Origin of the sequence: Methylotenera versatilis 7 (genome assembly GCF_000799165.1) — a bacterium.
In the GTDB taxonomy this organism is placed as follows: Bacteria; Pseudomonadota; Gammaproteobacteria; order Burkholderiales; family Methylophilaceae; genus Methylotenera_A; species Methylotenera_A versatilis_A.
Map to the genome: position 1 here is coordinate 282,857 of NZ_JUGF01000002.1, position 22,459 is coordinate 305,315.

Below are 22,459 nucleotides of genomic sequence, written 5' to 3' on the forward strand. Positions count from 1 at the left end.
CCGCTCAAGACCGCTATTCGCACTGTCAAAAAAATATTTAAAATTTGTCATTAATCTGTCATATTAAAGTCACAAAATAGCATCGTTATCTAAATCCATAAAAGTGATTGGAAATTAAGCATGCCAGCAAATATTTTAGTAATAGAAGACGAACCAGCGATACAGGAACTACTTGCCCTTAACATTACCCAAGCAGGCCACAACGCACTGCGTGCACTGTCAGTTGAACATGCACAAGAGTTATTACGTGAAACTCTGCCTGATTTAATTTTACTGGATTGGATGTTGCCAGGTATGAGCGGCATTGATTATGCACGTCGCTTAAAATCAGACAATCTCACCAAAGCGATTCCGATTATCATGCTAACCGCACGTGGCGATGAGTATGACAAAGTACGCGGCTTAGAAGTCGGCGCAGATGACTATGTCACCAAACCATTTAGCCCTCGCGAATTAAATGCGCGTATCAAAGCGGTATTACGTCGTCGCGCCCCACAAATGACAGACGATCCAATTGAGGTTCAAGGCTTATTACTTGACCCAACCACACACCGCGTCACGGGTAATGCAGCCAACATTGATCTAGGTCCAACCGAATTTAGATTGCTGCATTACTTTATGAGCAATGCCGAACGCGTGCATACGCGCAGTCAATTGCTGGATAAAGTATGGGGTGATCGCGTGTTTGTAGAAGACCGTACGGTCGATGTGCATATTCGCCGCCTACGTAATGCTTTAGCCGTATCTGGACATCAGGATTTAATTCAAACCGTGCGCGGTTCCGGCTATCGATTTTCCTCACAAACAGATTAATCCTGCATCATTTAATCTGTTTACCGCATTGGCTTATAGTGCATTTTAAAACTGCCTAAATGATGAATTGTTTGCGCTTTCAGAAGTTGAAGCTGTAAAAAAGCTCGTTATAATAGGCAAACTCAATCGATAGTGAGCAATTGTGCAAGATATTCGTTGGAACGCATTTTGGTTAGGATTGCTCTTAAGCTTGCTCTGCCTCATTATTTGGGCAGCGACTGATGCGGTTACTGCGCTTATTACCCTGAGTGCTGGCTTATTTCTGTATCTTATTGGCCATATTTACTGGCTGCATCGGCTGCATACTTGGTTAAAAAAGCCTGTTCTTAATCAAATGCCCAACGGAACTGGTGTTTGGGAAGATATATTCGCAGCACTCTATCAGGAACATCGCAGAAATTCACGTAGTAAAACCCAGCTAAGTTCGACTTTAGAGCGTTTCAGACACGCTGCCAGCGCACTGCCGGATGGCGTTGTGGTGTTGAATAGTGACAATGAAATTGAATGGTGCAATCCACCTGCTGAAAATCAACTTGGCTTAAATTTAAAGCATGATGAAAACCAGCCCATCAGCTATTTGGTGCGCCATAGTGATTTTGTAGAGTATCTGCAAGCACAAGAACAAGATGAATCATTCAACTCAGAGCCGATAAAATTAAAGTCGTGGCGCAACCCAGAAGTCACGCTAGAAATACAATTGATTCCTTTTGGTTCCAAGCAAAAACTGCTGATTTGTCGTGATGTAACCGCGCTGGAAAAAACCGAAATCATGCGCCGTGATTTTATCGCCAACGTATCGCACGAATTACGCACGCCATTGACCGTTGTGGGTGGATTTTTAGAAACGCTAGTCGATATGGATGGCGCAGTACCGGAGAGTTTAAAAAACTATTTCGGTATGATGATGGACCAAACCAGTCGCATGCGGCGCATCATTGAGGATTTGCTGACCTTATCGACCATTGAAAGCAATACGCAAAGCCCGGATAACAACGAAATCGATATGTCAAAACTGCTCCATCAAATACAAAATGATGCCAATAGTTTGAGCAAAAGCCTGAATAAGACAACTCACAATATTCACTTGGACATGGATAAAAATCTGCACATTAAAGGCAGCCAAGAAGAGTTATATAGTGCATTAAGCAACTTAACCAGCAACGCAATTCGCTATACGCCTGCTGGTGGTGATATTTTCATCGGCTGGAAATTACGCGATAACCAGGCGGTTTTCAGTGTGCGCGACACAGGCATTGGTATTGAACAACAGCACATTGACCGACTGACCGAACGCTTTTACCGTGTTGACCGTGGTCGCAGCCGCGAAACAGGCGGCACAGGTTTAGGTTTAGCCATTGTCAAACACATTCTAAACCGCCACCAAGCAAGACTGGAAATTGAGAGCCAACTGGGCGTTGGCAGTACATTTAGCATTGTCTTCCCTAAAGCCTGTGTTAAAACCAAGTTGAGTTAATTGCGTGAAGCGCTTTTATTTATACATTTTTGGCCTATTAAGTTTTAGCGGTTTAATCTGCGGATGCGCCACCAACACTACGATTGGCGGCAAATCCATTCCAGAACGTGTTGATAGAAGCTCTGCCAGCCAATTAATGAAGAATGATTTTGATCGCATGGCGGATGTTGAGCTATATGAAAACTCACAAAGCTTGCGCACGCTGATGACAAAACTGTATAAGCGTAACCCGCATGAACTCGCCAAAAGCACCTCCGATCCAGTTGAAAAAATGGTGAGTTGGGTATTTGATGGTGCATCGCAACATCAGTTTCAATTCAAAGAAATCGACAATAAACAAGATACAGATGCGATTTTTCTGGCCTTTAATGCCAATTATCAGGGTGACCGCGTATTGCCTTTTATTGTCGGCATTCATACCATGTTGCTTAAAGCGCATGGCAATAAATCTGAGTTTTATCTAACTGATAGTATCAACCCGCAGAGCATCTACAACGTGGCGCGCAATATTGAGATTGCTGCATGGAAACTTTCCACCAGTCGCGATCTGAGCGGAAAATTATATTTATTGAGTAACGAAATCAATACAACAGATCATAATTTAAGTTTCGAACGCGAGTTCGGCAAGATGATTGGTCGCACCGATTTATACGCAATTAGCTTGGCCGAAAAATCGCAACGCTTGATTTCACGCGTGATGCAGAGCATTGCAACTGCGGTTTTCTTACCGTTTTAATGCGTTAATTATCCGATATTAAGATAATAAAAAAGGGCTTAAAAGCCCTTTTTTATTTAAAACTTAACTTAATAATTGAATCAATTATTGCGCTGCAACTGGTGCTGGCTCTGCAACAAAAATCTCTACGCGACGATTTTTCGCCTTATTCGCTGCAGTATCATTTGCCACTAATGGCTCACGTGAACCACGGCCTTCAACCGCAATACGGCTGGAAGATACACTTCTAGCAGTTAAATAATCACGCACACTTGCAGCACGATTTAACGATAAAGGATTATTCACCGCATCGCTACCAGAGCTATCGGTATGGCCGATAATCGTTACATTACTGTTTGGCGTGCTCGCTAAACTAGTTGCGAAAGTATCTAATATCGTTCTGAAATTTGGCTGAATATCTGCACGGCCGACAGCAAAAGAAATATCACTTGGAATATCTAACTTCAAACGGTTATCCGCTGTTTGTGTTACTGCAACACCCGTACCAGCAGTCGCTTCTTCCATTTGACGTTTTTGCTCTTCTTGGCGCTTAGTCCAAACATTACCAGCCACTGCACCAACACCGGCACCCACCGCCGCACCAATTGCTGCACCCTTACCTTTGCCTGCGATAGCGCCAACAACCGCGCCAACACCGGCACCAATACCTGCGCCCTTAGCCGTACCTTTTTGCGTCTCCGTCATATTGGCACAACCGCCCAGCACAAAAGCCACTAACACAGAACCGACTATCAATTTATTACGCATATTATTCACCTTTTTTTGAAATACATGGGGTTAACTGCAAACTTCTAAACGGCAAAAGCCAGCTTAAAACTTTGTTAAGAAAACTTGTTAATAATTAACTCAAACTATGCATTAACAAAGGTTTAAAGCTCTGTTAATTAACGCACATTAACATAAATAGTTTACCAATATTGTTTACAGAAAGATGTTAAGAAAAGTAAATATAGACTGAGATATACCTAAAAATAATGCAGTAATAACGTCGTAATTAACTAAATAGCAAAAGTAGAACATTGCTCAAATTTCCACTGGTTTTAAATTCCCCTGCTACCGCGCCTACGCTGCTTTAAAAAGCTGGGAGTTTTTGAGCAAGGACTGTTTGAGTCCAAAGATTTTATTGGGCGATTTCCGCAGCGTCCAACTTTTTATAGGAACGCAGGAAACAAGCGGTAGGGGGTAGCCTTTTCTTTGGTTTCTTTCTTTTGGTAAGCAAAAGAAACTCACTAGTCGCGCGAAAGCGACTATCTTATTAATTGAACAGCCGTTTACTCTGCTTCTATTAATAATTTGGCTTTTTGCTTTGCTTGTAATTTATTAGCCTTTTTAATAAGTTCTGAAGCACTTTTTGCTTCATCACTATCAACAAGTTCACGCTTCAAAACCTCATTTTGTAATGTAAACTTTAAAAAACCATCATCAATTTTTATAGTAGGACTTAGTTTTTTTAACTCTTTTCTTAATGCTGATAGCACATTGTCACTTGTTAGCAAAGCTGCTAATGAAAATTTGCTAGTTGCCTGTTGTTGTTGAAAAAATGCAGTCATTGATGACTGGGTAAATCCTTCACGACTTAAAGTTCCAAAGCAGTCTAAAAGTTGAGAGTTTTTCGGGCTAGTATTTAATAGGTCTACTTCAAAAATCAATGATTTATCAATTGGTTGTCTAAAATGAATTTTATAAACTTGCCATATCGCTCCATTGGTTAGAACAATCCATTCAATACCATGATTAGCGCCGTAATCAATAGCTTGTTTAATATGGTTATCTTTAAGGTCAACGTTTATTGCTTTAGCTTCAATAAGAAATCTAACGTCGTTCCCTACTTTTACCGCCAAATCAACGTACGTTCCACGTATCGCAAACTCCGTTGTAATTTCAATATATTTTTTATACCCAAGAAGCTCTGCAAGCATGTCGCCCAAAATGACAACAGTATCCGACTCGCTAATATCCCGGCTCTTTGCATCTGATAGTATGGCTTGAAAACGTTTAAGATTAAGACTAATCCTGTCACTTACTTTTTTTGGAATCGCCATACTTTATCCTCTTCAATTTTAATATTTGTATAAATTAGATATTAAGTCACCTCAACTCCACCTGCACCAAATTATCACTAAACGTAGTCGAATGTCCCATATCCCCAAACTCCGCTGAACTAATACAGTTCACCGTTCCTTTATTTAGCTGACGCCAATAGCCCAGCGTTGCCACCACAATCCCAGGATTTACATCTTTAGTAATCCGCGCATCACCTTCAAACGCCCCACGTTCATTAAATACACGCACTTTTGCGCCGTCTTTAATACCGCGCATATCTGCATCTGCGGCGTTAATCATCACAAATTGCTCACCTTGCCCTTTAATTTTTTCGGTCACATTTGCATAGCAAGAATTTAAAAAGCCGTGACTTTTTGGCGAGATAATATTGAGCGGATATTTTTTAGCCAGCGCGGGGTTACTATCCATACTTTCGCGATTAGCCACATAATCCGGTAGCGAATCTAAATCTTCCAATGGCTGGAAGCCTTCATACATTTGACGGAATGGGCCAGCGACAAAGTTCTTTGCACCTTCTACCAAGAACATACATTTGCCTGTTGGTGTGGGGAATTTGCCTTCTTTATGCGGCGCGCGGTTGTCTTTTGTGCCCACATTTAAACGCGCAAAGCCATGTTCGCGCAAATAGGCTAAATCGATACCGTCACAAGCTGGCGAATCCCAAGCGACATAATTTTCTAAACACTCGGAATCTGACCATTTAAAATTCTCCTCTTCAAAGCCTAATCGTTTAGCCAAGCGGCGGAAAATCTCGTTGTTGGAAATCGCCTCACCTGGTGCATCTACACATTTAGCGTTATAGGTCAGGTATAAGTGCCCCCATGAAAGAATCATATCTTCCATCTCCGCGCCCATCGTTGCTGGCAGCACGATGTCAGCATAGGCGGCGGTGTCCGTAATAAAATGGTCGGCCACAATGGTGAATAAATCTTCACGCTGCAAACCCGCGATAATCTTGTCGGTTTCAGGTGATTGCGTTACTGGATTGGTATTCCACACCATGATAGATTTAATCGGCACGTCTAGCTTGATTTCATTGGTGAGTACACGTCCGAGTTGCAGAATATTCACGACTGGCGTGCCTTCTGGAATCAAATCAGGTCGTGAAATCACATCAAATTTATATGGGTGCTCCCATACAGGGAATTGCAGCGCGCCACCTCCCACATGGCGCCACGCGCCAATTAATGCGGGCAAACAAGTAACAGCGCGAATGGCTTGACTGCCGCCATAACTACGCTCCAGCGCAACACCTAAACGAATCGCCGCAGGTGGCGTAGTTGCATATTCTCTGGCAAATTTTCGGATATCTTCAGCAGGTATGCCTGTGATGCTTTCGGCCCATTCTGGTGTGCGGGTTTTGGCGCGCGCTGCCAGTTCTTTATAGCCAACGGTATAGTTATCCACATAATCCTGGTCAACCAAACCTTCTTCGATAATCACGTTCATCATCGCCATCGCCAATGCACCATCTGTACCCGGTTTCGGCGCAATATGCCAATCAGCCTCTTTGGCGGTTTTAGATGCGTAAGAATCCACCACCACGACTTTTGTGCCTTTTTTCTGTGCTTCGTGAATGATATGCCAGTGATGCAAATTGGTAGAAACCGAATTACATGCCCAGATGACAATATATTTGGAATGAATAAAACTCTCTGGACAAACGCCTGCCGTTGGCCCAACAGTGAGTAACCATGCGGTGCACGAGCCTTCACCACAGAATGTACGCTCAGTGACGGTTGCGCCTAACCGATTAAAAAAAGCATCACCGCCATTTAAGCCATGTACCAAACCCTGGTTGCCCAAATAACTGGCCGGCATAATCGCGCGCGGACCATTTTCTTTAATAATAGCTTGCCATTTACTGACAATGGTATCCAGCGCTTCATCCCAGGTGATTCTTTCGAATTGCTTGCTGCCTTTTGGGCCCGTTCTTTTCATTGGATACAGCAAGCGATCTGGGTGATAGTGCCGTTTTTCATAATCTTTGAGTTTGACGCATAAACCGCCACGCGTCATGGGGTGATTTGGATTACCCTTAACCGAAATAAGCTTGTCATCTTTAACCGTATAAACCATGGAGCAAGTATCAGGGCAATCGTGTGGACATCCACCGTGAAAGGTTTTAGTGTCGCTACCTTGTAAACTATCGGCTAAATCTTTGGCAACTGGCGCATTCATATACAACTCCTCAAAATTGATACGGACTTTGCTTATTTAAGTCTTTTATTTATATTTATTCGCCCAATATATACCTATCTGTATAGCAGTGCAATGGCATAATTAGCCTCTTACTTACCAGCTTACTTAACACTTTATTTATGGCAAAAAATCAGGCATTAACCTTACTCGGCGGATTAACGCCTAGCGAATTTCTAGCAGAGTACTGGCAGAAAAAACCACTGCTGATTAAAAAAGCGATCCCCGATTTCACTGGATTATTAAGCCCAGATGATTTGGCTGGTTTGTCCTGTGAAGATGAAGTGCAATCTCGCATTGCACAAATAAAAGGTAAAAAATGGGTGCTTAGAAATGGGCCTTTTGATGACACTGACTTTAGTCAATTGCCGCATAAAGATTGGACATTGTTAGTACAAAGCGTGAATCATTATTTGCCGGAAGCGGCGGATTTACTGGCTCAATTTGATTTTATTCCACATGCCAGATTAGATGATTTGATGGTAAGTTACGCACCGGATGGCGGTGGCATTGGTGCGCATGTGGATAGTTACGATGTTTTTTTGCTGCAAGGCAGCGGACGTAGGAACTGGAAAGTAAGCAACCAAAAAGACTTAACTTTAATTGAGGATGCACCTTTAAAAATACTGAAAAACTTTGAGTCTGAGCAAGAATGGACATTGGAAGCCGGTGATATGCTTTACCTACCGCCACAAATCGCGCATTGGGGAACAGCGGTGGGCGAAAATTGTATGACGTATTCGATTGGCTTTCGCGCACCCAAAGTACAAGAGTTGACGCATGAATTTTTAAGCTATCTGCAAGATAACTTAAGTATAAAAAGTAGCTTAAAAAATACTGATAATCTTTTATACACTGACCCTGATTTGCAACTGCAAAATCACCCCGCTGAAATAAGCGCTACCATGCTAAATCAAGTCAGCGACATGCTGCAAAAAATCACTTGGGATAAACAACATGTTGCAGATTTCTTAGGGAAATATCTCACAGAACCCAAGCCAGTCGTGTTTTTTGAGCCAGCACGCAAGTTAAGTAAAAAACAATTTCTGGCGAATCTACAACAAAAAACCTTGCGGCTGGATTTAAAATCGCAACTGTTATTCACCAATAATGTCTTTTATCTAAATGGTGAAAAATTGCCTATAGAAAATGGTTTAATTGAAACAATGCAAGATTTTGCAGACAATCGTTACTTAAGCAAAACAGCATTGACAGAAAGTTTATGCATTTTGCTCGCAGATGCGTTGTTTGAGTATTATTTGGCTGGATTCATTTACTTAGATTAACGTTGTACAAATCTTACAGGAGTCATGATGGATGAGCCTGAACTAATCGCAGATAGCGTAATAATGGGCGAACGCAATTATGTTGCAGCACTGGATTTAGTGATTGCGCAGGCTGAGAATCATTTATTGATTTTTGATCAGGATTTCTCAAAAGGCGATTATGCAAGCCTGAAACGTTTTGCGTTAATACAGGATTTTTTGACTAAAAACACGCAGTCGCAACTCACCATCATTTTGCAAAACGCACAATTCTTTACAGTTAACTGCCCACGTTTATACGAATTATTAACTGTATATGCACACAAAATGCGCGTGTACGAAACCAATGATTTTGCCAAAATAGCCAAAGATTGTTTTGTGATTGCCGACAAAAAACATTACTGCCGCCGCTTTCATATTGACCAGGCGCGCTTTAAATTCGCACTCAACGATGTAGAAACATCGGCAAGCTTACTGTTACGTTACGATGAGTTATTGGCCGAAACAGCTGAAGTAATTTCAGCAATCAAATTGGGATTATGATTTCTAATCGCAATTGCGTTTTTAAATGACTGTTTTAGGAATAGGCATGAAAAAATCCGGATTACTGAATATTAGCGTAGCTAAATTAAGCGTAATGCTTGCGGCAATCAACCTCGTGTTTCTTGGTTTAATATCCTTCAGCTTGATTGCGCATGCCGAAACCGAATTTAAAATCATCACGCTACAACATCGTTTTGCCAGTGACGTGCTGCCGACAATAGCTCCAATGGTCGGATTGGATGGCACCGCAACTGGCATGCAGAATCAATTGATCTTGCGGGCATCTCCAGAACGTATGCATGAAATTGAAGCGATTGTTGAATCATTAGACGTTGCACGTATTAATCGCAGAATTACCGTGAATAACAGCAATCAGATGGAAAGCCAGCAAGAAAGAACTCAGGCAAGCGGGACGATTAGGAGAGGCAACGTTACTATATCAAACGACAGGCGCACAGCACCAAATACTGGGCGAATCGATATTGAGCGTAATACTTCCAGCACATATCGCAACAGCAACCAGTTTATCAATGTGTTAGATGGCGAGCGGGCATATATCAGCAATGGCCAAATTGTACCTTTTACCCAAGAATGGATTAACCTAACCAGGCGTTATGTACAGATTGAACGTTTTACGGATTGGCGTGAAATTACCACTGGGTTTGCGGTAAGGCCGCGTACGATTGGCAATCAAGTTGAATTAGAAATTACGCCGCGCATCTCTCGCCTGAATAATCAAGGTTTTATTGATTTTGAATCGCTTAGCACCATCGTTAGAGTTGGCTTGGGTGATTGGGTTAACATCGGCGGCACCATGCAAAATAATGATGAGGTAAGTCGCAAAATTTTGGGCTTACAATCAACCTCAAACAGTCAAAATAGCAACATAAACATCAAAGTCGAATAGTTACTTTGGAATCTGAATGAGGTTTGCCACATAAATAATTGCAATTTAACGAGTTTATCTCTCAAATATTTGTATAAGTTCAAAAAATCTAGTGGAATATTTTATAATTGCTGGTAAAATTCTTTTCATCCGGTTGGACTAAAGGTGGTCCACCGTAATGGTTAAACTCTTAGTCCACACACATTCGTTAAGGAATATATAAATGACACGTTCTGCCCTATTAGCTGCATTATTAGCACTTGCATTAACTGCTTGTGGCGAAAAACCTGCTGAAGAAGCTCCAGTTGTTGACGCTCCAGCTGTTGAAGCTCCTGCCGCTGAAACTCCGGCTGCTGAAACTCCAGTTGAAGCAGCTCCTGCTGAAGCTGCACCAGCTGAGGCTGCACCAGTTGAAGAAGCGCCTGCTGAGCCAGCTGCTGCACAATAATTTAGTTAAAGACTGAATCCGGTTAACGCTGGCATTTAGTCGTACTAGATAACAAAAAAGCCGACTTAATGTCGGCTTTTTTGTTATCTTTTTTGCACTCTTTTTAATTTTTAAATGTAATGCATGCTTAAAATAGCGACAATTCAGTTAGCCATCACTAGCGAATACATCTAGTTAACCATTAAAAACATGTATTAATTGGCTAGCTAAAACTGCGCCATTCAAAACCGCTAGCCTGTTGTGCAATCCCAATCCAATCAACTTCACAATTTAAAGCGTTGCTCAAGGCGGCCTTAGCTAAGTCTTGCGTGTTATTTTTTGCGCTGAGATGCGCGGCGATGATATGTTTTAACTTTGTATTATCAAGTCTGGTTAAAAGCTGTGCCGCACTTGCATTATCCAAATGTCCAAGGCGACTGCCAACACGTTTTTTAAGTGACCAAGCGTACGGCCCGTTTTCCAGCATATTTAAATCATGATTACATTCCAACACCAAGGCATCACAACCATTTAATACTTGTTCGATATGATATGTTGATGAGCCTGCATCGGTTAACACGCCTAATTTATATTGGCCGTCATAAAAAGTGAATTGTGTTGGCTCGCGCGCATCATGTGGCACAGGATAAGGCGTTACTTGTAAATCTTGAATTTCAAAACAAGTGTGGCTATCAATAATATTCCATCGAATATGCGCACGCTCTGGCAAATAACGCTCAATCATTCTATGCGTACCATGCGATAGCCAAACAGGGATATCGTATTTTGCGGCTAGCTTAAACGCGCCTTTGGCATGATCATCATGCTCATGCGTAATTAAAATACCGCTTATTTGCTCAGGCGTTAAAGCTAGCCTTTGTAATCTTGTAACGACTTCTTTTGTACTAAAGCCGCAATCGAGCAACAGTCGCGTTGACTCTTGCTCGATAACCATGCAGTTGCCCGCGCTACCACTTCCAATAGATGCAAAACGCATTTAAATAATGACTAAGCGGAGCGAAATTAACCAACTTACTTTAATTGATCATACAGCAATGAAATAATCCGATTGGCGGTAGTGCTGCGATTGCGATTACCTTCTGCATCCACAACATTCACGCGCGTTTCGCCATTTTCTGTCTCAACTAATTTGATATGATATTGTTTAGATGGATCTGTTTTTCCATCCTCACCTTTCCAGAATTTCATTTTATCTACAATGGTTTTCTCTTCTTTTGGCTTAGATTTATTTTCAATCTCATCATCATCTTTCCAGAATGCCAAAGTATCCAGCAAGCCTTTTTTCTTCTTCGGGCCAGTATCAATATCGACATCTGAATAGCGTACAAAAAACGTACCGGTCGAGCGATCTTTGTCTTCCGTCACAAAACCAATTCTGTCTAAAGCCAAACCAACCCTGCGCCAGCCGCGATCAAATGGATCGTTCAGATTAAGCGTTACGCTACTATCCGCTTCTTTAACGACTTCAGCACGTTTTTCGGTCACTGGATTTGCAACAATTTCTTGGGCGCGTTTTTCTTCTATGCCCAGTTTCACCATCAAACGGCGCAATAATTCAGCATCTAAATCGCCATCTTTTTCTTCAGCAACTTTTTGAGTAGTATCGGCGCGATACCCAGTATCAATTTCACCTAATTGCGTTTGCACTCGATTTTTACCATCGTCAGGCGCACCACTCACGGTACGGTGTGTCATATAAATCTCGGTTGAGCCTTCTTTTTCGCCGCGTTCTAAGCGTGTGCGGAATTTACGTCTATCCGCTAAACCCGATAATTTATCCATCCATTTATCAAATTTTTCGCCGATATTCTTCTTATCATCTTGCGCTTTAATCGCATCCGCTTCAATCCACTCAGTTTCCATCACGCCCGTTTGTGCATTTTCTACACGCACTGCGAACCCTTGCTCAATCCAGAACTCACGTACTGCTGGCCAAATTTTCTCAGCTGGCGCATTCACTACCAGCCAACGTTGTGCACCCGCCTTTTCTAAACGCACACCATCTGAAGTGGGCAATATCTTTTCAACACCAACTTCCTGGCCTTCTTGGCCCTGGTTATATGTGCTGTAACTGGTGCTGCCACCAGGCACATTATATGCATCACTGGTTTGTACGCTGGTTAAGTCTGGCGGCACTTCTAAAGGCTTGGCACGGCCTGCACCTTTGTAATCGGAAGATGTATCAATAAAAGGAATCGAATCACAAGCTGTCACTAGCACTGCCAATAAAACACCTGTCGTAAATTTTGCTGCTTGTTTCATGTTAATAACCACCATTTATATTGCTAGTTTAAATAATTTAGACGCCATAATTTAGCGCTACAAATTCAACGTTTTATAATTTTAAAGCTTAATAATTTCAGCGCTTTTCATGGCGCCACGCAACACATCATGAAATTGCGACGAACAACTGACCATCGGTAAGCGGATGCCTGATTGAATCAATCCCATTTGCTGCAAAATCCATTTAACTGGAATTGGATTTGCCTCAACAAATAGTTTCTGATGCAGAGGAAATAGTTTTCCATTAATTTCGCACGCTTTGGCGACATTTCCCACCATTGCAGCTTCACACATATCATGCATTAATTTAGGCGCAACGTTAGCAGTTACTGAAATCACGCCACGCGCGCCCAGCAACATTAATGCCATTCCAGTGGCATCATCTCCGCTATAAATTGCAAAATCTTTGGATGCTCGCAATAGCAAATCAGTTCCACGCTCTATGCCGCCTGTCGCATCTTTAATGCCGACGATATTCGCAATGGCCGATAAACGGATGACCGTATCATTGCTAATATCACAGCCTGTACGGCCTGGCACGTTATACAAAATCTGCGGGATATCCACCGCAGCAGCAATCGCAGCAAAGTGTTGATACAAACCTTCCTGTGTCGGCTTATTGTAGTAAGGCGCCACCAAAAGACAGGCACTAGCACCTAAATCTTTAGCTTTTTTGGTTAACTCGATTGCTTCGCGCGTTGAATTAGCACCAGTGCCAGCAATCACTGGCACGCGCCCTGCCACTTGCTCAACCGTGGTTTTAATCAGCAAGCAATGCTCATCAACGTCTACCGTAGGCGATTCACCAGTCGTTCCCACAATCACAATACCATCTGTACCAGCATCAATATGCCAGTCAATCAGCCTGCGTAGTGCACCTAAATCTAAACTACCGTCATCAAACATCGGCGTGACAATAGCGACCATACTACCTTGCAACATAGTTAACCTTCACCTACAAAATTATCACTATTTTAACCGAAACTGACCGCTTAATGCGAATACGCTGCTGATTCAATTCGCATATGGTTTTATCAAATAACTCTTACGCTTACATGCGATGATTGCATCAATGCCAAGCAACGCAGCACACCGGATTTTGGTTGATTTTCAGATGCATGACGATTGCCCACATAATAAGCAAGTGTATTAAGCGGTATAATCCTGTTTCAATATGCGTATTTTTATCTTTACGACAAAATCATGTTTCCCGCTTTCATCATTGGCGCAGCGCTAGTCTTGAGTAACGCTATCTCATTATGCTGATTCAATCCAAGATGGAGGCTAATCGCTTAATTACGCAAATCGATGCGATTTTGCCGCAAACACAATGTGCCAAATGTGGCTATCCCGGCTGTAAACCTTACGCTACTGCCATTGTAAATGGTGAAGCAGATATTAACCAATGCCCACCTGGTGGCGATACTGGCATACGCATACTGGCCAATTTAACTCACATGGAATATAAGCCACTAAATGCTGAAAATGGGATAGAGAAATCCAAAGCATTGGCTTTTATTGACGAAGCAACTTGCATTGGCTGCACTTTATGCATTCAGGCTTGCCCGGTAGATGCAATACTGGGCGCATCAAAACAGATGCATACCGTGATTACAAATGAATGTACCGGCTGCGAATTATGTTTGGCACCTTGCCCTGTCGATTGCATCACGATGCAGCCAATTGAAACGGTTTCGGATAATTGGCAATTGAATTATTTCAGCATTGCAAATAATAAAACCAAAGTAGCAGCCGATTTAGCACGTAAACGTTATGAATTTAGAATGTTTAGACTTGAGCGAGAAGAGGCTGAGTCTGCACAAAAACATGCTGACCGCGCAATGCGCAATAAAGCAGAGAGTGCGAAAATGCCAACTGCGCAGACTGAAAACAATTCGTCTATGGTGAATAACGCAAAAAAAGCAGCTATTGCAGCAGCGATTGAGCGCGCTCACTTACTTAAAGCCGCCACTGCAAAAAACTAGTGCGAAACTAGATCCGCCAAAGACTAATGATCGCACTCTACTTATATTTTTTAATTAATAGTTACCTTAAATGAACGCAGAAAAACGCTTAGAGATTTTTAAACGATTAAGTATTGCGATTCCGCATCCAACGACTGAGCTGGAACATAACAGTACATTTGAATTGTTAATCGCCGTCATCTTATCGGCACAAGCCACTGATAAAGGCGTGAACATTGCCACACGCAAATTATTTGCAGTAGCCAATACGCCAGAACTTATATTCGATTTAGGTATTGAGGGCTTAGAGCACTATATTAAAACCATTGGTTTGTATCACGCCAAAGCGAAAAATGTGATCGCTTGCTGCAAACAGTTAATGGATTTGCACAATAGCGAAGTGCCTAACACTAGAGAGGCGCTGGAAGCATTGCCTGGCGTGGGCCGAAAAACAGCAAACGTCATTTTAAATACGGCGTTTGACCAACCGACCATTGCAGTAGATACGCATTTGTTTCGTTTAGGTAATCGCACCAAATTAGCCACTGGCAAAAATGTATTCGCCGTTGAGCAAAAATATTTAAAAACCATTCCAAAAGCTTTCCTGAAGGACGCCCATCATTTGTTAATTTTGCATGGTCGCTACACTTGCACAGCGCGCAACCCAAAATGCGGAGAATGTTGCATCGTTGATTTATGTGAATATCCGCATAAATCAATACCATCAAAGCACCTTATGGCCGGCGAAGATATAATAAGCTAATCATGAAAGTAGCCACTGGATTAGCAATAGGTAATAAAGCTTTGCCAGAACTGGCAGCGCAGGCGGTTCTAGCCGCAATGGAAAAAGCGCAACTGGATTCACCGGCCTGTGTGTTGTTATTTTTAACTTCAGAATTTGCTTCCCAGCCACAATTGGCGATTAAAGCCGCCGCAAAAGCCGCGAGTTGTATGCAAATAATCGGCTGTTCTTCCATTGGCATTTTTACGGAAGAAGATTGGGTGATTGATAGTCCTGCCGCTGCCGCGATGGTTTTTTCTGAAAATATCTGGTTAAAACCACCCAAAAACACATTATTAACAAAGGAGTCGACATTACTCACATTAACCGCGCCCAACGCAATCAATAGTTTATGGTTAGATTCAAATGCCGTTCGATTTGGCGGCGTTTCTGGCGATGCAATTGGCCACGGCTCTTTTTCTGTGTGGGAAAATGCAAAAGGCATTACGCAAGGTTTATGTGAAATGCAATTAAGTAACATGGATTGCGCAGTTGGCGCTACACACGGTTTAAAATTAATCACTAGCCCACGCAGAATTACTGCTTGCAATCAACATGACATCATTCATATTGCTAATTTGTCCGCATTAAGCGTATTAAAATCTGCCTGGAACAAACATGCGCCAATTAATGAAACATCAATACCTTATCATCGGCTGATGGCTGTGCATGCCACACGCGCATCGCATATTGAGCATGGCGATTATTCACTTACGACGATTATCACAGGAGATGAAGCCTCCGGTGCAGTGACACTCGCCAAACCATTGCAAGTCGGTGATTGGGTAAGCTGGGCGGTGCGCGATATTGATGCAGCACAAGTGGATTTAGTGAAAACAGCGACGCAACTTAAACAACAATTATCGGTAAAACCACGGTTTTCTTTACTGTTTTCAAATCTGGGGCGTGGCCCTTATTTTTATGACGGCATCGATCAGGATTTAGCTTTGATTCGCACGTTATTTCCGCATTTACCGTTAATCGGTTTTTATGGCAATGGTGAGATTGCACCTATTTTAGGTAACAACACATTGTTGCAATACTCTGCAGTTTTAGGACTTTTCGGGCGTTAACATGGCTTTATTCAATCCTACTCGCGATGAAGTACGCGAATTCTTTTTTGGCACTTGGGCAAAACTCAAAGCGCAACAGACATTAACGGATTTAGAAAAACTCGGCTTAAACGTGATGCAGATGCATCCTGAATATCATGCCATTCTAAATGCGCCAGAACACTATAAACAGGTCGCGTATTATCCGGAAATGGGTGAAACCAATCCGTTCCTGCACATGAGTCTGCACCTATCTATATTGGAACAAATCAGCATAAATCAGCCCATTGGCATTGCGCCGATTTATGAACAGTTAAAAATCAAACATCAAAATGCACACGATGCCTTGCATGATATTCTGGATTGCCTAGCTGAAACCATCTGGCTGGCGCAACGTAACAATACCGGTTTAGATAGCGCACATTATTTAAAATTATTACAGCAAAAAGCAGGGCTTAATCATGTATAAGCTTAGCCATGAATAACTCAATGCTTCAAGTTGCTTAATTTTTATTGTCATGATTGAATATTAAGCATGGAACCAAGCAATATGCATGATTGGCTTAGCCAGCACGGGGATTTTTTATACCGTTTTGCGTTGGCCCGTTTGCGTGACCCGCACTTGGCGGAAGACGTGGTACAGGAGACGTTTTTAGCGGCCATCAAAAGTCCTTCTTTTTCTGGCGACTCATCGCCTCGCACTTGGTTAACCGGCATTTTAAAACATAAGATTATTGATGTAATGCGCAAAAACAGTCGCGAAATCGCTGCCAGCGATTTGACGTCTGACGCTGACGCCAATATGGACGAATTTTTTGATGAGACAGGGCATTGGATTGAAGAGCCAATGGCTTGGAATATGCCTGAAGATGCTTTGGAGCAAAAACAGTTTTTGCGTATATTGCAAAGCTGCATGGATAAATTGCCTGCCAAACTAGCTACGCTATTGATGCTACGCGATGTGCATGAAACCGATAATGCAGAAATCTGTAAGGAACTGAACATCACCACGACCAATGCTTGGGTGATGTTATACAGGGCCAGAATGAGTATTCGAAAGTGTTTGGAAATCAATTGGTTAAGTGCTTAATTAGTTAGATATGTTGAATTGTAGAGAAACCACTCAACTTGTTTCAAAATCGCTAGATCGCCATCTAACCTGGCGTGAACGTTTTGCGGTAAATCTACACTTAATCATATGTAAATACTGTAAGCGTTTTAGTCAGCAACTAATAGCGATGCGCTCGGCATTCAATCGCATATCCAAATTGATTGAAAACGATCACAATATTCAATTACCATCGGCAACTAAAACCCGTATCACCAACGCAATTGAATCTATAAAAGACTAAATTGCGTATATAACTTGGCAGACAGCAAATAAATAGGCGCAATAATTAAGCAAAATTTATTGATTAAAACCTCATAAGATTTGTTTTATTGGGATTTATTTGACTTAATTTAATTTATCAACTGAAACTTAAAAGGATACAAACCATGAAAACCTCAAACCAAACAGTCGCTTTAGCATTATCCAGTGCATTCGCTTTATCCATCGGCACAGCAACAGTTAACGCGGCAGAAAATCCTTTTGCAATTAAATCGCTATCAAACGGGTATCAGGTAGCCGACCACCATGAGAAAACCAAAGATGGCAAATGTGGCGAAGGTAAATGTAGTGCGGAAATGAAAAATGAAGCGGCGAAAGCCAAAGATGGTAAATGCGGTGAAGGCAAATGCAGTGCGGAAATGAAAAAAGATGCTGCAAAAGCGCATGATGGCAAATGTGGCGAAGGTAAATGCGGTGCAGAAAAAGCGAAGTAATTGTTCATAGAATTGAATAAAGCTATAGCGCAATCATTGTGTCATCTTTAGCGGAAATTAAAGGCGCGGGTTTGGGGTTAAAGCGCGAGCTGATTCCTCAAATCCAAAACCTGTACCAAGAGCCTTACAATGCAGAGTCTTCCAATCAAGACGCATCTATCGCAAATATTCATTTTGTCGAAATCGCGCCTGAAAACTGGATCAATGCCGGCGGCAAAGCTGAGGCAGATTTAGCCTGGTTTATAGAACGCTATCCCATTGTCTGCCACGGTTTGTGTTTATCGCTGGGTGGCCCAGACCCGCTGAATACAGATTTCTTAAAACAGGTTAAACAGTTTTTATCGGCTAATAAAATCCCGCTATATACCGAACATCTAAGTTATTGCAGCGATTACTATCAAAACCAGCCGGGCTATTTGTATGACTTACTGCCCATTCCCTTTACGGAAGAGGCGGTTAAATATGTCGCACAACGCATTCGCCAAACGCAAGATATTTTAGGCCAGCGCATTGCCATAGAAAATGCCTCTTTTTATGCCGCCGCGCCGATTTCAACCATGGATGAAATCACTTTTTTAAATGCCGTGCTGCAGGAAGCGGACTGCTGGCTGCACTTAGACATTAATAATATTTACGTGAATAGCGTGAATTTTGCTCAACAACAAGACCCAATAAAACTCGCGCAGGATTTTTTACACCGCATACCTGCCGAACGCATTATTTACAGCCATATTGCTGGCCATTACCAGCAATCGCCAAACTTATTAATTGATACACACGGCAAAGATGTGATTGACCCCGTGTGGGATTTATTAGACACCGCCTATCGATTATTCGGCATTTTCCCGACTCTTTTAGAGCGCGACAATAATGTTCCGCCATTGCCAATACTGATGCGCGAAGTGAATAAAATAGCCGCATACCAGGCAAATCACCAAAACAAGCAACCTGTTAATTTCCAACAAAACTTAACGCGCGTTATATGTTAGATTTCCAGCGCTATCAACTGGCATTTACTGCGCATATTCGCAATCCTGAATTGCACCCCAAACCTGCCAACGTAATTGAAAATCGCATGGCGGTTTATCGCGAATCGGTATTTAACAATATCTTTGAGTCCGTTTCTGTTTGCTTTCCTGTGTGTCAAAACGTACTGGGTAAGCGTAAGTGGCATCATTTAATACGTAATTTTGTCGCTAATTATTCTGCCAATAGCCCACTTTTTAGAGAAATTCCACAGCAGTTTTTAGCATTTTTAGAAAGCATTACGGATTTACCACCTTACCTTATACCGCTTGCGCATTACGAATGGGTAGAGCTGGCGATTAGCAGCCAACAAACCCGTGCGCAATCAATACAGCAAACGTTGAGTACAGAATCAAATTGTTTAGACAATGTGATTACCCTTACACCCGCCAGCACGTTATTGGCTTACGATTACCCAGTACACAAAATATCAAAGCGCTTTAAACCCACCATCATTGAAAAAACTTATCTACTCGTCTTCAGGAATACCAGTTTTGAAGTTAAATTTATTGCGCTTAACTCTGTCACGTTTAATCTTTTATTGCACATCCAGTCACAGCCATCAACTGGCAGGCTTGCATTAGCAGCTCTCGCCAATGAGTCACAATATCCAGATTTAGAGTTATTCATGCGATTCGGTGCAGAAATTCTGGATGACTTGTGCAAACAACAAGCAATCACATTAAGTTAAAACGCTCGCAATACACTCCACCCAGTCAACCCAGATTCAGCCTGCAAATTAAATCTAGCGCTTGCAATTGAAATAGCTATCTGAAATAATTAAATCAATCGTTTGATTTAATTATTGGCTGATGCAGAATATCGGCTTAAAAATGGAGTAGTTAAAATAAAAATTTGTGAATTACTATCGCCTAAGCGTGCGGATGGTGAGGAATCCAGAAAGCGCATGTTGATGGCTGGGCTTAAGTTGTTCGCTGAGCATGGCTATGCGCGTACGTCTACCAGACAAATAGCCAAAGAAGCGCAAGTGAATATATCAGCGATTGCCTACTATTTTGGCGACAAAGCGGGCTTATATCGCGTTGTATTTACAGAGTCCTATGGCAAAATGGCGAATGATATTACTTTATTTAGCGATGTTAATTTAACCCTAGAACAAGCATTAAGTGCACTATTTCAGGGTTTTATTGGTCCGCTTAAATTAGGCAATATAGCAAAACTACATATCCGTTTGCATATGCGTGAAATGGTTGAGCCAACCGGTATATGGGAAGAAAAAGTTGATAATGGCATTGCGCCGTATCATCAAGCTTTGCTTGTGTTACTGCAAAAACATTTAGGCATCACCAAAGTGGATGATGATTTACACCGTTTAGCACTCTGTATTGTGGCGATGGGCGTGCATCTTTTTACGGGTCGCGATGTAATAGAACGTATGACACCCTCTCTCACGGCAACACACGAAGCACTGGATGTGCTGCATGAAAGACTCACTTTTTTTGCGGTGAACATGGTGCATGCTGAAGCTGACAGGCGCAAAAATTTGCAGGAAATCGTTAAATAAAGATGAATAAAATGCCCAAGCCATTTCCCCACATTATTTTTGCCAGCCTTTTGACTATTACTCTATCAGGCTGTGCTTCTTTAGATTTTTTAAAAAATAAGGCCTCGCCCAAAGACACAATTGCTGCGACAAAAATCGCGCCGGCATGGCAAACCAGTTTGCCGCATGGCGGAGAGTTATCACAGTTACAGAAATTTTGGACACAATATAACGATGCGCTGTTACTGGAATTGATAGAAAAAGCGCAGACAGAATCCGTTAATATCGCCACCGCAAGAACCAAAATTGCAGAAGCAAGAGCCAATCGAGTCAGTGCATATTCATCGTTACTGCCTACTTTAGATACCTCATTTTCGTCATCAAAAGCTGTGCAGCAACCAGCCATCGGCATGAGTGGCGCAAGTGCCATACCCATTGGAAGTGGGCAAGCAAGCGGTTTTGGCGCTGGCGCACAAGGTGGTCAAGCGATTACAACAAGCCAAGTCAATGCACAGGCGGCATGGGAACTGGATTTATTTGGCGCCAATCGTGGATTACTAAAAGCAGCACAAGCCCGTGAAAACGCTGCCCAAGCAGGCTGGCATGATGCGCGTGTGGCCGTAGCAGCGGAGCTTGCCACGTCTTACTTTAATCAGCGTTTTTGCCAATTACAATTAAGCATTAACCAGAACGATGCAAAATCGCGTGCAGAATCTGCACGTATCACCGAAATATCTTTCAAAGCCGGCTTTAGCGCCAGTGCCGATTATCAGTTGGCGCTTGCCAGCGCAGCCGATGCCGCGCAGCAGGTAAAAACACAACAGGCACAATGTGATTTAGGCATTAAAGAATTGGTTGCTCTGACCGATTTAGATGAAACCACATTAAGGCAAAAACTTGCCGATACGACTTTTACGACCAATGAAAATAATCAAACGCTTTTTACCATTGCAGAAGTTCCTGCCACGATTATTAGTCAACGCCCAGATATTCTCAACGCGGAAGCCGACTTAATGACAGCCGCTGCGGAGGTGAAAAATACACAGGTACAACGTTTGCCGAAAGTCTCTCTTAACGGCTCAATCGGCTGGATGCGACTTTCAGGTCCAGGCTTTAAGGGCGAAGGCGATATCTGGTCGTTAGGGCCAATTTCCATTACTTTGCCAATTTTTGATGCTGGGAAACGGAAAGCAAATGTAAATACTGCAGAAGCAAAATATGCAGAATCTGCAGCTAACTATCGTAGCAAAGTACGCTATGCAGTAAAAGAAGTAGAAGATGCGCTAGTGAATTTACACGCCAGCACAGATCGGCAAATGGATGTGCAAACAGCATTAAGTGGCTATCAAGCATCATTACTGGCGACAGAGCAAAAAGTTAGTGCAGGCTTTGCCAACTTAATCGAGCTAGAAGAAAACCGCCGTTATGCTCTGCAAGCGCAAACCAATCAAGTTAACGTATTAAAAGACCGTAATAATGCCTGGATAGCCTTGTACCGCGCGGCTGGCGGTGGCTGGCAGAATACAGGGTCTAAAGCTCAAGACAAAAATAGCACCGAAATTAACACTAAAAATACTCAAGAAAACAGGTAAGTATC

The 22,459-nt window shown here is 42.3% G+C and carries 24 protein-coding genes; 18 read left to right on the forward strand and 6 right to left on the reverse strand.

The genetic code is table 11. From position 1 onward, the window contains the following. Nucleotides 1–120: 120 nt before the first annotated feature. The 3 genes from phoB (at nucleotide 121) to K370_RS05375 (ending at nucleotide 3,023) form a co-directional block, all read left to right on the forward strand. Nucleotides 121–813 (forward strand): phosphate regulon transcriptional regulator PhoB, encoded by a 693-nt coding sequence (gene phoB, locus K370_RS05365; protein ID WP_047539607.1) that lies wholly within the window; start codon nucleotides 121–123, stop codon nucleotides 811–813. A 142-nt stretch (nucleotides 814–955) separates the two neighbouring features. Next, nucleotides 956–2,287, forward strand: coding sequence for a phosphate regulon sensor histidine kinase PhoR (gene phoR / locus K370_RS05370; RefSeq protein ID WP_047539610.1), 1,332 nt, complete (start codon nucleotides 956–958; stop codon nucleotides 2,285–2,287). A 4-nt stretch (nucleotides 2,288–2,291) separates the two neighbouring features. Further along, a complete protein-coding gene (locus tag K370_RS05375) occupies nucleotides 2,292–3,023 on the forward strand; it encodes a hypothetical protein (protein WP_052185184.1) in 732 nt (243 codons plus the stop codon). An 84-nt stretch (nucleotides 3,024–3,107) separates the two neighbouring features. Here the strand turns inward: K370_RS05375 and K370_RS05380 are convergent, their stop codons facing one another. The 3 genes from K370_RS05380 to K370_RS05390 form a co-directional block, all read right to left on the reverse strand. Then, nucleotides 3,108–3,770 carry an OmpA family protein gene (locus K370_RS05380; RefSeq protein ID WP_047539612.1) on the reverse strand — a complete coding sequence of 221 codons (663 nt, stop codon included), beginning with the start codon at nucleotides 3,768–3,770 and terminating at the stop codon, nucleotides 3,108–3,110. A gap of 524 nt (nucleotides 3,771–4,294) precedes the next feature. Continuing rightward, nucleotides 4,295–5,065, reverse strand: a complete 771-nt coding sequence (locus K370_RS05385) for a type I restriction enzyme HsdR N-terminal domain-containing protein (RefSeq protein ID WP_047539614.1) — start codon at nucleotides 5,063–5,065, stop codon at nucleotides 4,295–4,297. Nucleotides 5,066–5,111: 46 nt separating this feature from the next. After that, nucleotides 5,112–7,268: a molybdopterin-containing oxidoreductase family protein gene (locus K370_RS05390; RefSeq protein ID WP_047539615.1), complete on the reverse strand. Its 2,157-nt coding sequence runs from the start codon at nucleotides 7,266–7,268 to the stop codon at nucleotides 5,112–5,114. A gap of 140 nt (nucleotides 7,269–7,408) precedes the next feature. Here K370_RS05390 and K370_RS05395 point away from each other — a divergent pair, with 140 nt between their 5' ends. The 4 genes from K370_RS05395 to K370_RS05410 all read left to right on the forward strand — a co-directional run bounded on the left by K370_RS05395 (nucleotide 7,409) and on the right by K370_RS05410 (nucleotide 10,428). Next, a complete protein-coding gene (locus K370_RS05395; RefSeq protein ID WP_047539617.1) occupies nucleotides 7,409–8,572 on the forward strand; it encodes a cupin domain-containing protein in 1,164 nt (387 codons plus the stop codon). Between the two features lie 24 nt (nucleotides 8,573–8,596). Then, the gene (locus K370_RS05400) at nucleotides 8,597–9,094 is read left to right on the forward strand and encodes a hypothetical protein (RefSeq protein WP_047539620.1); all 498 of its coding nucleotides are present in this window, start codon (nucleotides 8,597–8,599) and stop codon (nucleotides 9,092–9,094) included. A gap of 46 nt (nucleotides 9,095–9,140) precedes the next feature. Next, complete coding sequence (locus tag K370_RS05405; protein ID WP_235272699.1) at nucleotides 9,141–10,001, forward strand: secretin N-terminal domain-containing protein; 861 nt, start codon at nucleotides 9,141–9,143, stop codon at nucleotides 9,999–10,001. Between the two features lie 202 nt (nucleotides 10,002–10,203). Then, complete coding sequence (locus K370_RS05410) at nucleotides 10,204–10,428, forward strand: hypothetical protein (protein WP_047539622.1); 225 nt, start codon at nucleotides 10,204–10,206, stop codon at nucleotides 10,426–10,428. 202 nt (nucleotides 10,429–10,630) lie between these two features. On the opposite strand, the gene K370_RS05415 is transcribed toward K370_RS05410, so the two are convergent. From K370_RS05415 to dapA, 3 genes are all read right to left on the reverse strand, one after another. Beyond that, nucleotides 10,631–11,404 (reverse strand): MBL fold metallo-hydrolase, encoded by a 774-nt coding sequence (locus tag K370_RS05415; protein ID WP_047539623.1) that lies wholly within the window; start codon nucleotides 11,402–11,404, stop codon nucleotides 10,631–10,633. 35 nt (nucleotides 11,405–11,439) lie between these two features. Next, complete coding sequence (gene bamC, locus K370_RS05420) at nucleotides 11,440–12,705, reverse strand: outer membrane protein assembly factor BamC (RefSeq protein WP_047539624.1); 1,266 nt, start codon at nucleotides 12,703–12,705, stop codon at nucleotides 11,440–11,442. Nucleotides 12,706–12,771: 66 nt separating this feature from the next. Beyond that, nucleotides 12,772–13,653 carry a 4-hydroxy-tetrahydrodipicolinate synthase gene (gene dapA / locus K370_RS05425; protein ID WP_047539626.1) on the reverse strand — a complete coding sequence of 294 codons (882 nt, stop codon included), beginning with the start codon at nucleotides 13,651–13,653 and terminating at the stop codon, nucleotides 12,772–12,774. A 317-nt stretch (nucleotides 13,654–13,970) separates the two neighbouring features. Here dapA and rsxB point away from each other — a divergent pair, with 317 nt between their 5' ends. The 11 genes from rsxB to K370_RS05475 all read left to right on the forward strand — a co-directional run bounded on the left by rsxB (nucleotide 13,971) and on the right by K370_RS05475 (nucleotide 22,454). Further along, on the forward strand, nucleotides 13,971–14,696 hold the full coding sequence (gene rsxB, locus K370_RS05430; RefSeq protein WP_047539628.1) for an electron transport complex subunit RsxB: 726 nt from the start codon (nucleotides 13,971–13,973) through the stop codon (nucleotides 14,694–14,696). Between the two features lie 70 nt (nucleotides 14,697–14,766). Next, nucleotides 14,767–15,438 (forward strand): endonuclease III, encoded by a 672-nt coding sequence (gene nth / locus K370_RS05435; RefSeq protein WP_047539629.1) that lies wholly within the window; start codon nucleotides 14,767–14,769, stop codon nucleotides 15,436–15,438. 2 nt (nucleotides 15,439–15,440) lie between these two features. Then, nucleotides 15,441–16,529: an FIST C-terminal domain-containing protein gene (locus K370_RS05440; RefSeq protein WP_047539631.1), complete on the forward strand. Its 1,089-nt coding sequence runs from the start codon at nucleotides 15,441–15,443 to the stop codon at nucleotides 16,527–16,529. 1 nt (nucleotide 16,530) lies between these two features. Next, nucleotides 16,531–16,977: a DUF1841 family protein gene (locus K370_RS05445; protein ID WP_047539634.1), complete on the forward strand. Its 447-nt coding sequence runs from the start codon at nucleotides 16,531–16,533 to the stop codon at nucleotides 16,975–16,977. 66 nt (nucleotides 16,978–17,043) lie between these two features. Then, entirely contained in the window at nucleotides 17,044–17,598 is a 555-nt protein-coding gene (locus K370_RS05450; RefSeq protein WP_047539640.1) for a sigma-70 family RNA polymerase sigma factor, read from the forward strand. Between the two features lie 10 nt (nucleotides 17,599–17,608). Next, nucleotides 17,609–17,860: a zf-HC2 domain-containing protein gene (locus tag K370_RS12370; RefSeq protein ID WP_081977166.1), complete on the forward strand. Its 252-nt coding sequence runs from the start codon at nucleotides 17,609–17,611 to the stop codon at nucleotides 17,858–17,860. A gap of 145 nt (nucleotides 17,861–18,005) precedes the next feature. Then, a complete protein-coding gene (locus tag K370_RS05455; RefSeq protein ID WP_047539642.1) occupies nucleotides 18,006–18,332 on the forward strand; it encodes a hypothetical protein in 327 nt (108 codons plus the stop codon). Nucleotides 18,333–18,370: 38 nt separating this feature from the next. Further along, complete coding sequence (locus K370_RS05460) at nucleotides 18,371–19,321, forward strand: DUF692 domain-containing protein (protein ID WP_047539646.1); 951 nt, start codon at nucleotides 18,371–18,373, stop codon at nucleotides 19,319–19,321. Then, nucleotides 19,315–20,049, forward strand: a complete 735-nt coding sequence (locus tag K370_RS05465) for a DNA-binding domain-containing protein (protein WP_047539648.1) — start codon at nucleotides 19,315–19,317, stop codon at nucleotides 20,047–20,049. Before K370_RS05460 ends, K370_RS05465 begins: the two co-directional genes overlap by 7 nt. A gap of 114 nt (nucleotides 20,050–20,163) precedes the next feature. Further along, a complete protein-coding gene (locus K370_RS05470) occupies nucleotides 20,164–20,883 on the forward strand; it encodes a CerR family C-terminal domain-containing protein (RefSeq protein WP_081977167.1) in 720 nt (239 codons plus the stop codon). 2 nt (nucleotides 20,884–20,885) lie between these two features. Then, a complete protein-coding gene (locus K370_RS05475; protein ID WP_235272700.1) occupies nucleotides 20,886–22,454 on the forward strand; it encodes an efflux transporter outer membrane subunit in 1,569 nt (522 codons plus the stop codon). Nucleotides 22,455–22,459: the final 5 nt, after the last annotated feature.

Excerpts from the sequence above, each read along its gene's own strand:
- K370_RS05400 (WP_047539620.1), top strand. The coding sequence starts at position 8,597 with ATGATGGATGAGCCTGAACTAATCGCAGATAGCGTAATAATGGGCGAA.
- dapA (WP_047539626.1), bottom strand. The coding sequence starts at position 13,653 with ATGTTGCAAGGTAGTATGGTCGCTATTGTCACGCCGATGTTTGATGAC.
- bamC (WP_047539624.1), bottom strand. The coding sequence starts at position 12,705 with ATGGTGGTTATTAACATGAAACAAGCAGCAAAATTTACGACAGGTGTT.
- phoB (WP_047539607.1), top strand. The coding sequence starts at position 121 with ATGCCAGCAAATATTTTAGTAATAGAAGACGAACCAGCGATACAGGAA.
- K370_RS05385 (WP_047539614.1), bottom strand. The coding sequence starts at position 5,065 with ATGGCGATTCCAAAAAAAGTAAGTGACAGGATTAGTCTTAATCTTAAA.
- K370_RS05415 (WP_047539623.1), bottom strand. The coding sequence starts at position 11,404 with ATGCGTTTTGCATCTATTGGAAGTGGTAGCGCGGGCAACTGCATGGTT.
- K370_RS12370 (WP_081977166.1), top strand. The coding sequence starts at position 17,609 with ATGTTGAATTGTAGAGAAACCACTCAACTTGTTTCAAAATCGCTAGAT.
- K370_RS05405 (WP_235272699.1), top strand. The coding sequence starts at position 9,141 with ATGAAAAAATCCGGATTACTGAATATTAGCGTAGCTAAATTAAGCGTA.
- K370_RS05410 (WP_047539622.1), top strand. The coding sequence starts at position 10,204 with ATGACACGTTCTGCCCTATTAGCTGCATTATTAGCACTTGCATTAACT.
- K370_RS05380 (WP_047539612.1), bottom strand. The coding sequence starts at position 3,770 with ATGCGTAATAAATTGATAGTCGGTTCTGTGTTAGTGGCTTTTGTGCTG.
- K370_RS05455 (WP_047539642.1), top strand. The coding sequence starts at position 18,006 with ATGAAAACCTCAAACCAAACAGTCGCTTTAGCATTATCCAGTGCATTC.
- K370_RS05445 (WP_047539634.1), top strand. The coding sequence starts at position 16,531 with ATGGCTTTATTCAATCCTACTCGCGATGAAGTACGCGAATTCTTTTTT.
- K370_RS05450 (WP_047539640.1), top strand. The coding sequence starts at position 17,044 with ATGGAACCAAGCAATATGCATGATTGGCTTAGCCAGCACGGGGATTTT.
- K370_RS05390 (WP_047539615.1), bottom strand. The coding sequence starts at position 7,268 with ATGAATGCGCCAGTTGCCAAAGATTTAGCCGATAGTTTACAAGGTAGC.
- K370_RS05475 (WP_235272700.1), top strand. The coding sequence starts at position 20,886 with ATGAATAAAATGCCCAAGCCATTTCCCCACATTATTTTTGCCAGCCTT.
- K370_RS05465 (WP_047539648.1), top strand. The coding sequence starts at position 19,315 with ATGTTAGATTTCCAGCGCTATCAACTGGCATTTACTGCGCATATTCGC.
- K370_RS05440 (WP_047539631.1), top strand. The coding sequence starts at position 15,441 with ATGAAAGTAGCCACTGGATTAGCAATAGGTAATAAAGCTTTGCCAGAA.
- nth (WP_047539629.1), top strand. The coding sequence starts at position 14,767 with ATGAACGCAGAAAAACGCTTAGAGATTTTTAAACGATTAAGTATTGCG.
- K370_RS05395 (WP_047539617.1), top strand. The coding sequence starts at position 7,409 with ATGGCAAAAAATCAGGCATTAACCTTACTCGGCGGATTAACGCCTAGC.
- rsxB (WP_047539628.1), top strand. The coding sequence starts at position 13,971 with ATGCTGATTCAATCCAAGATGGAGGCTAATCGCTTAATTACGCAAATC.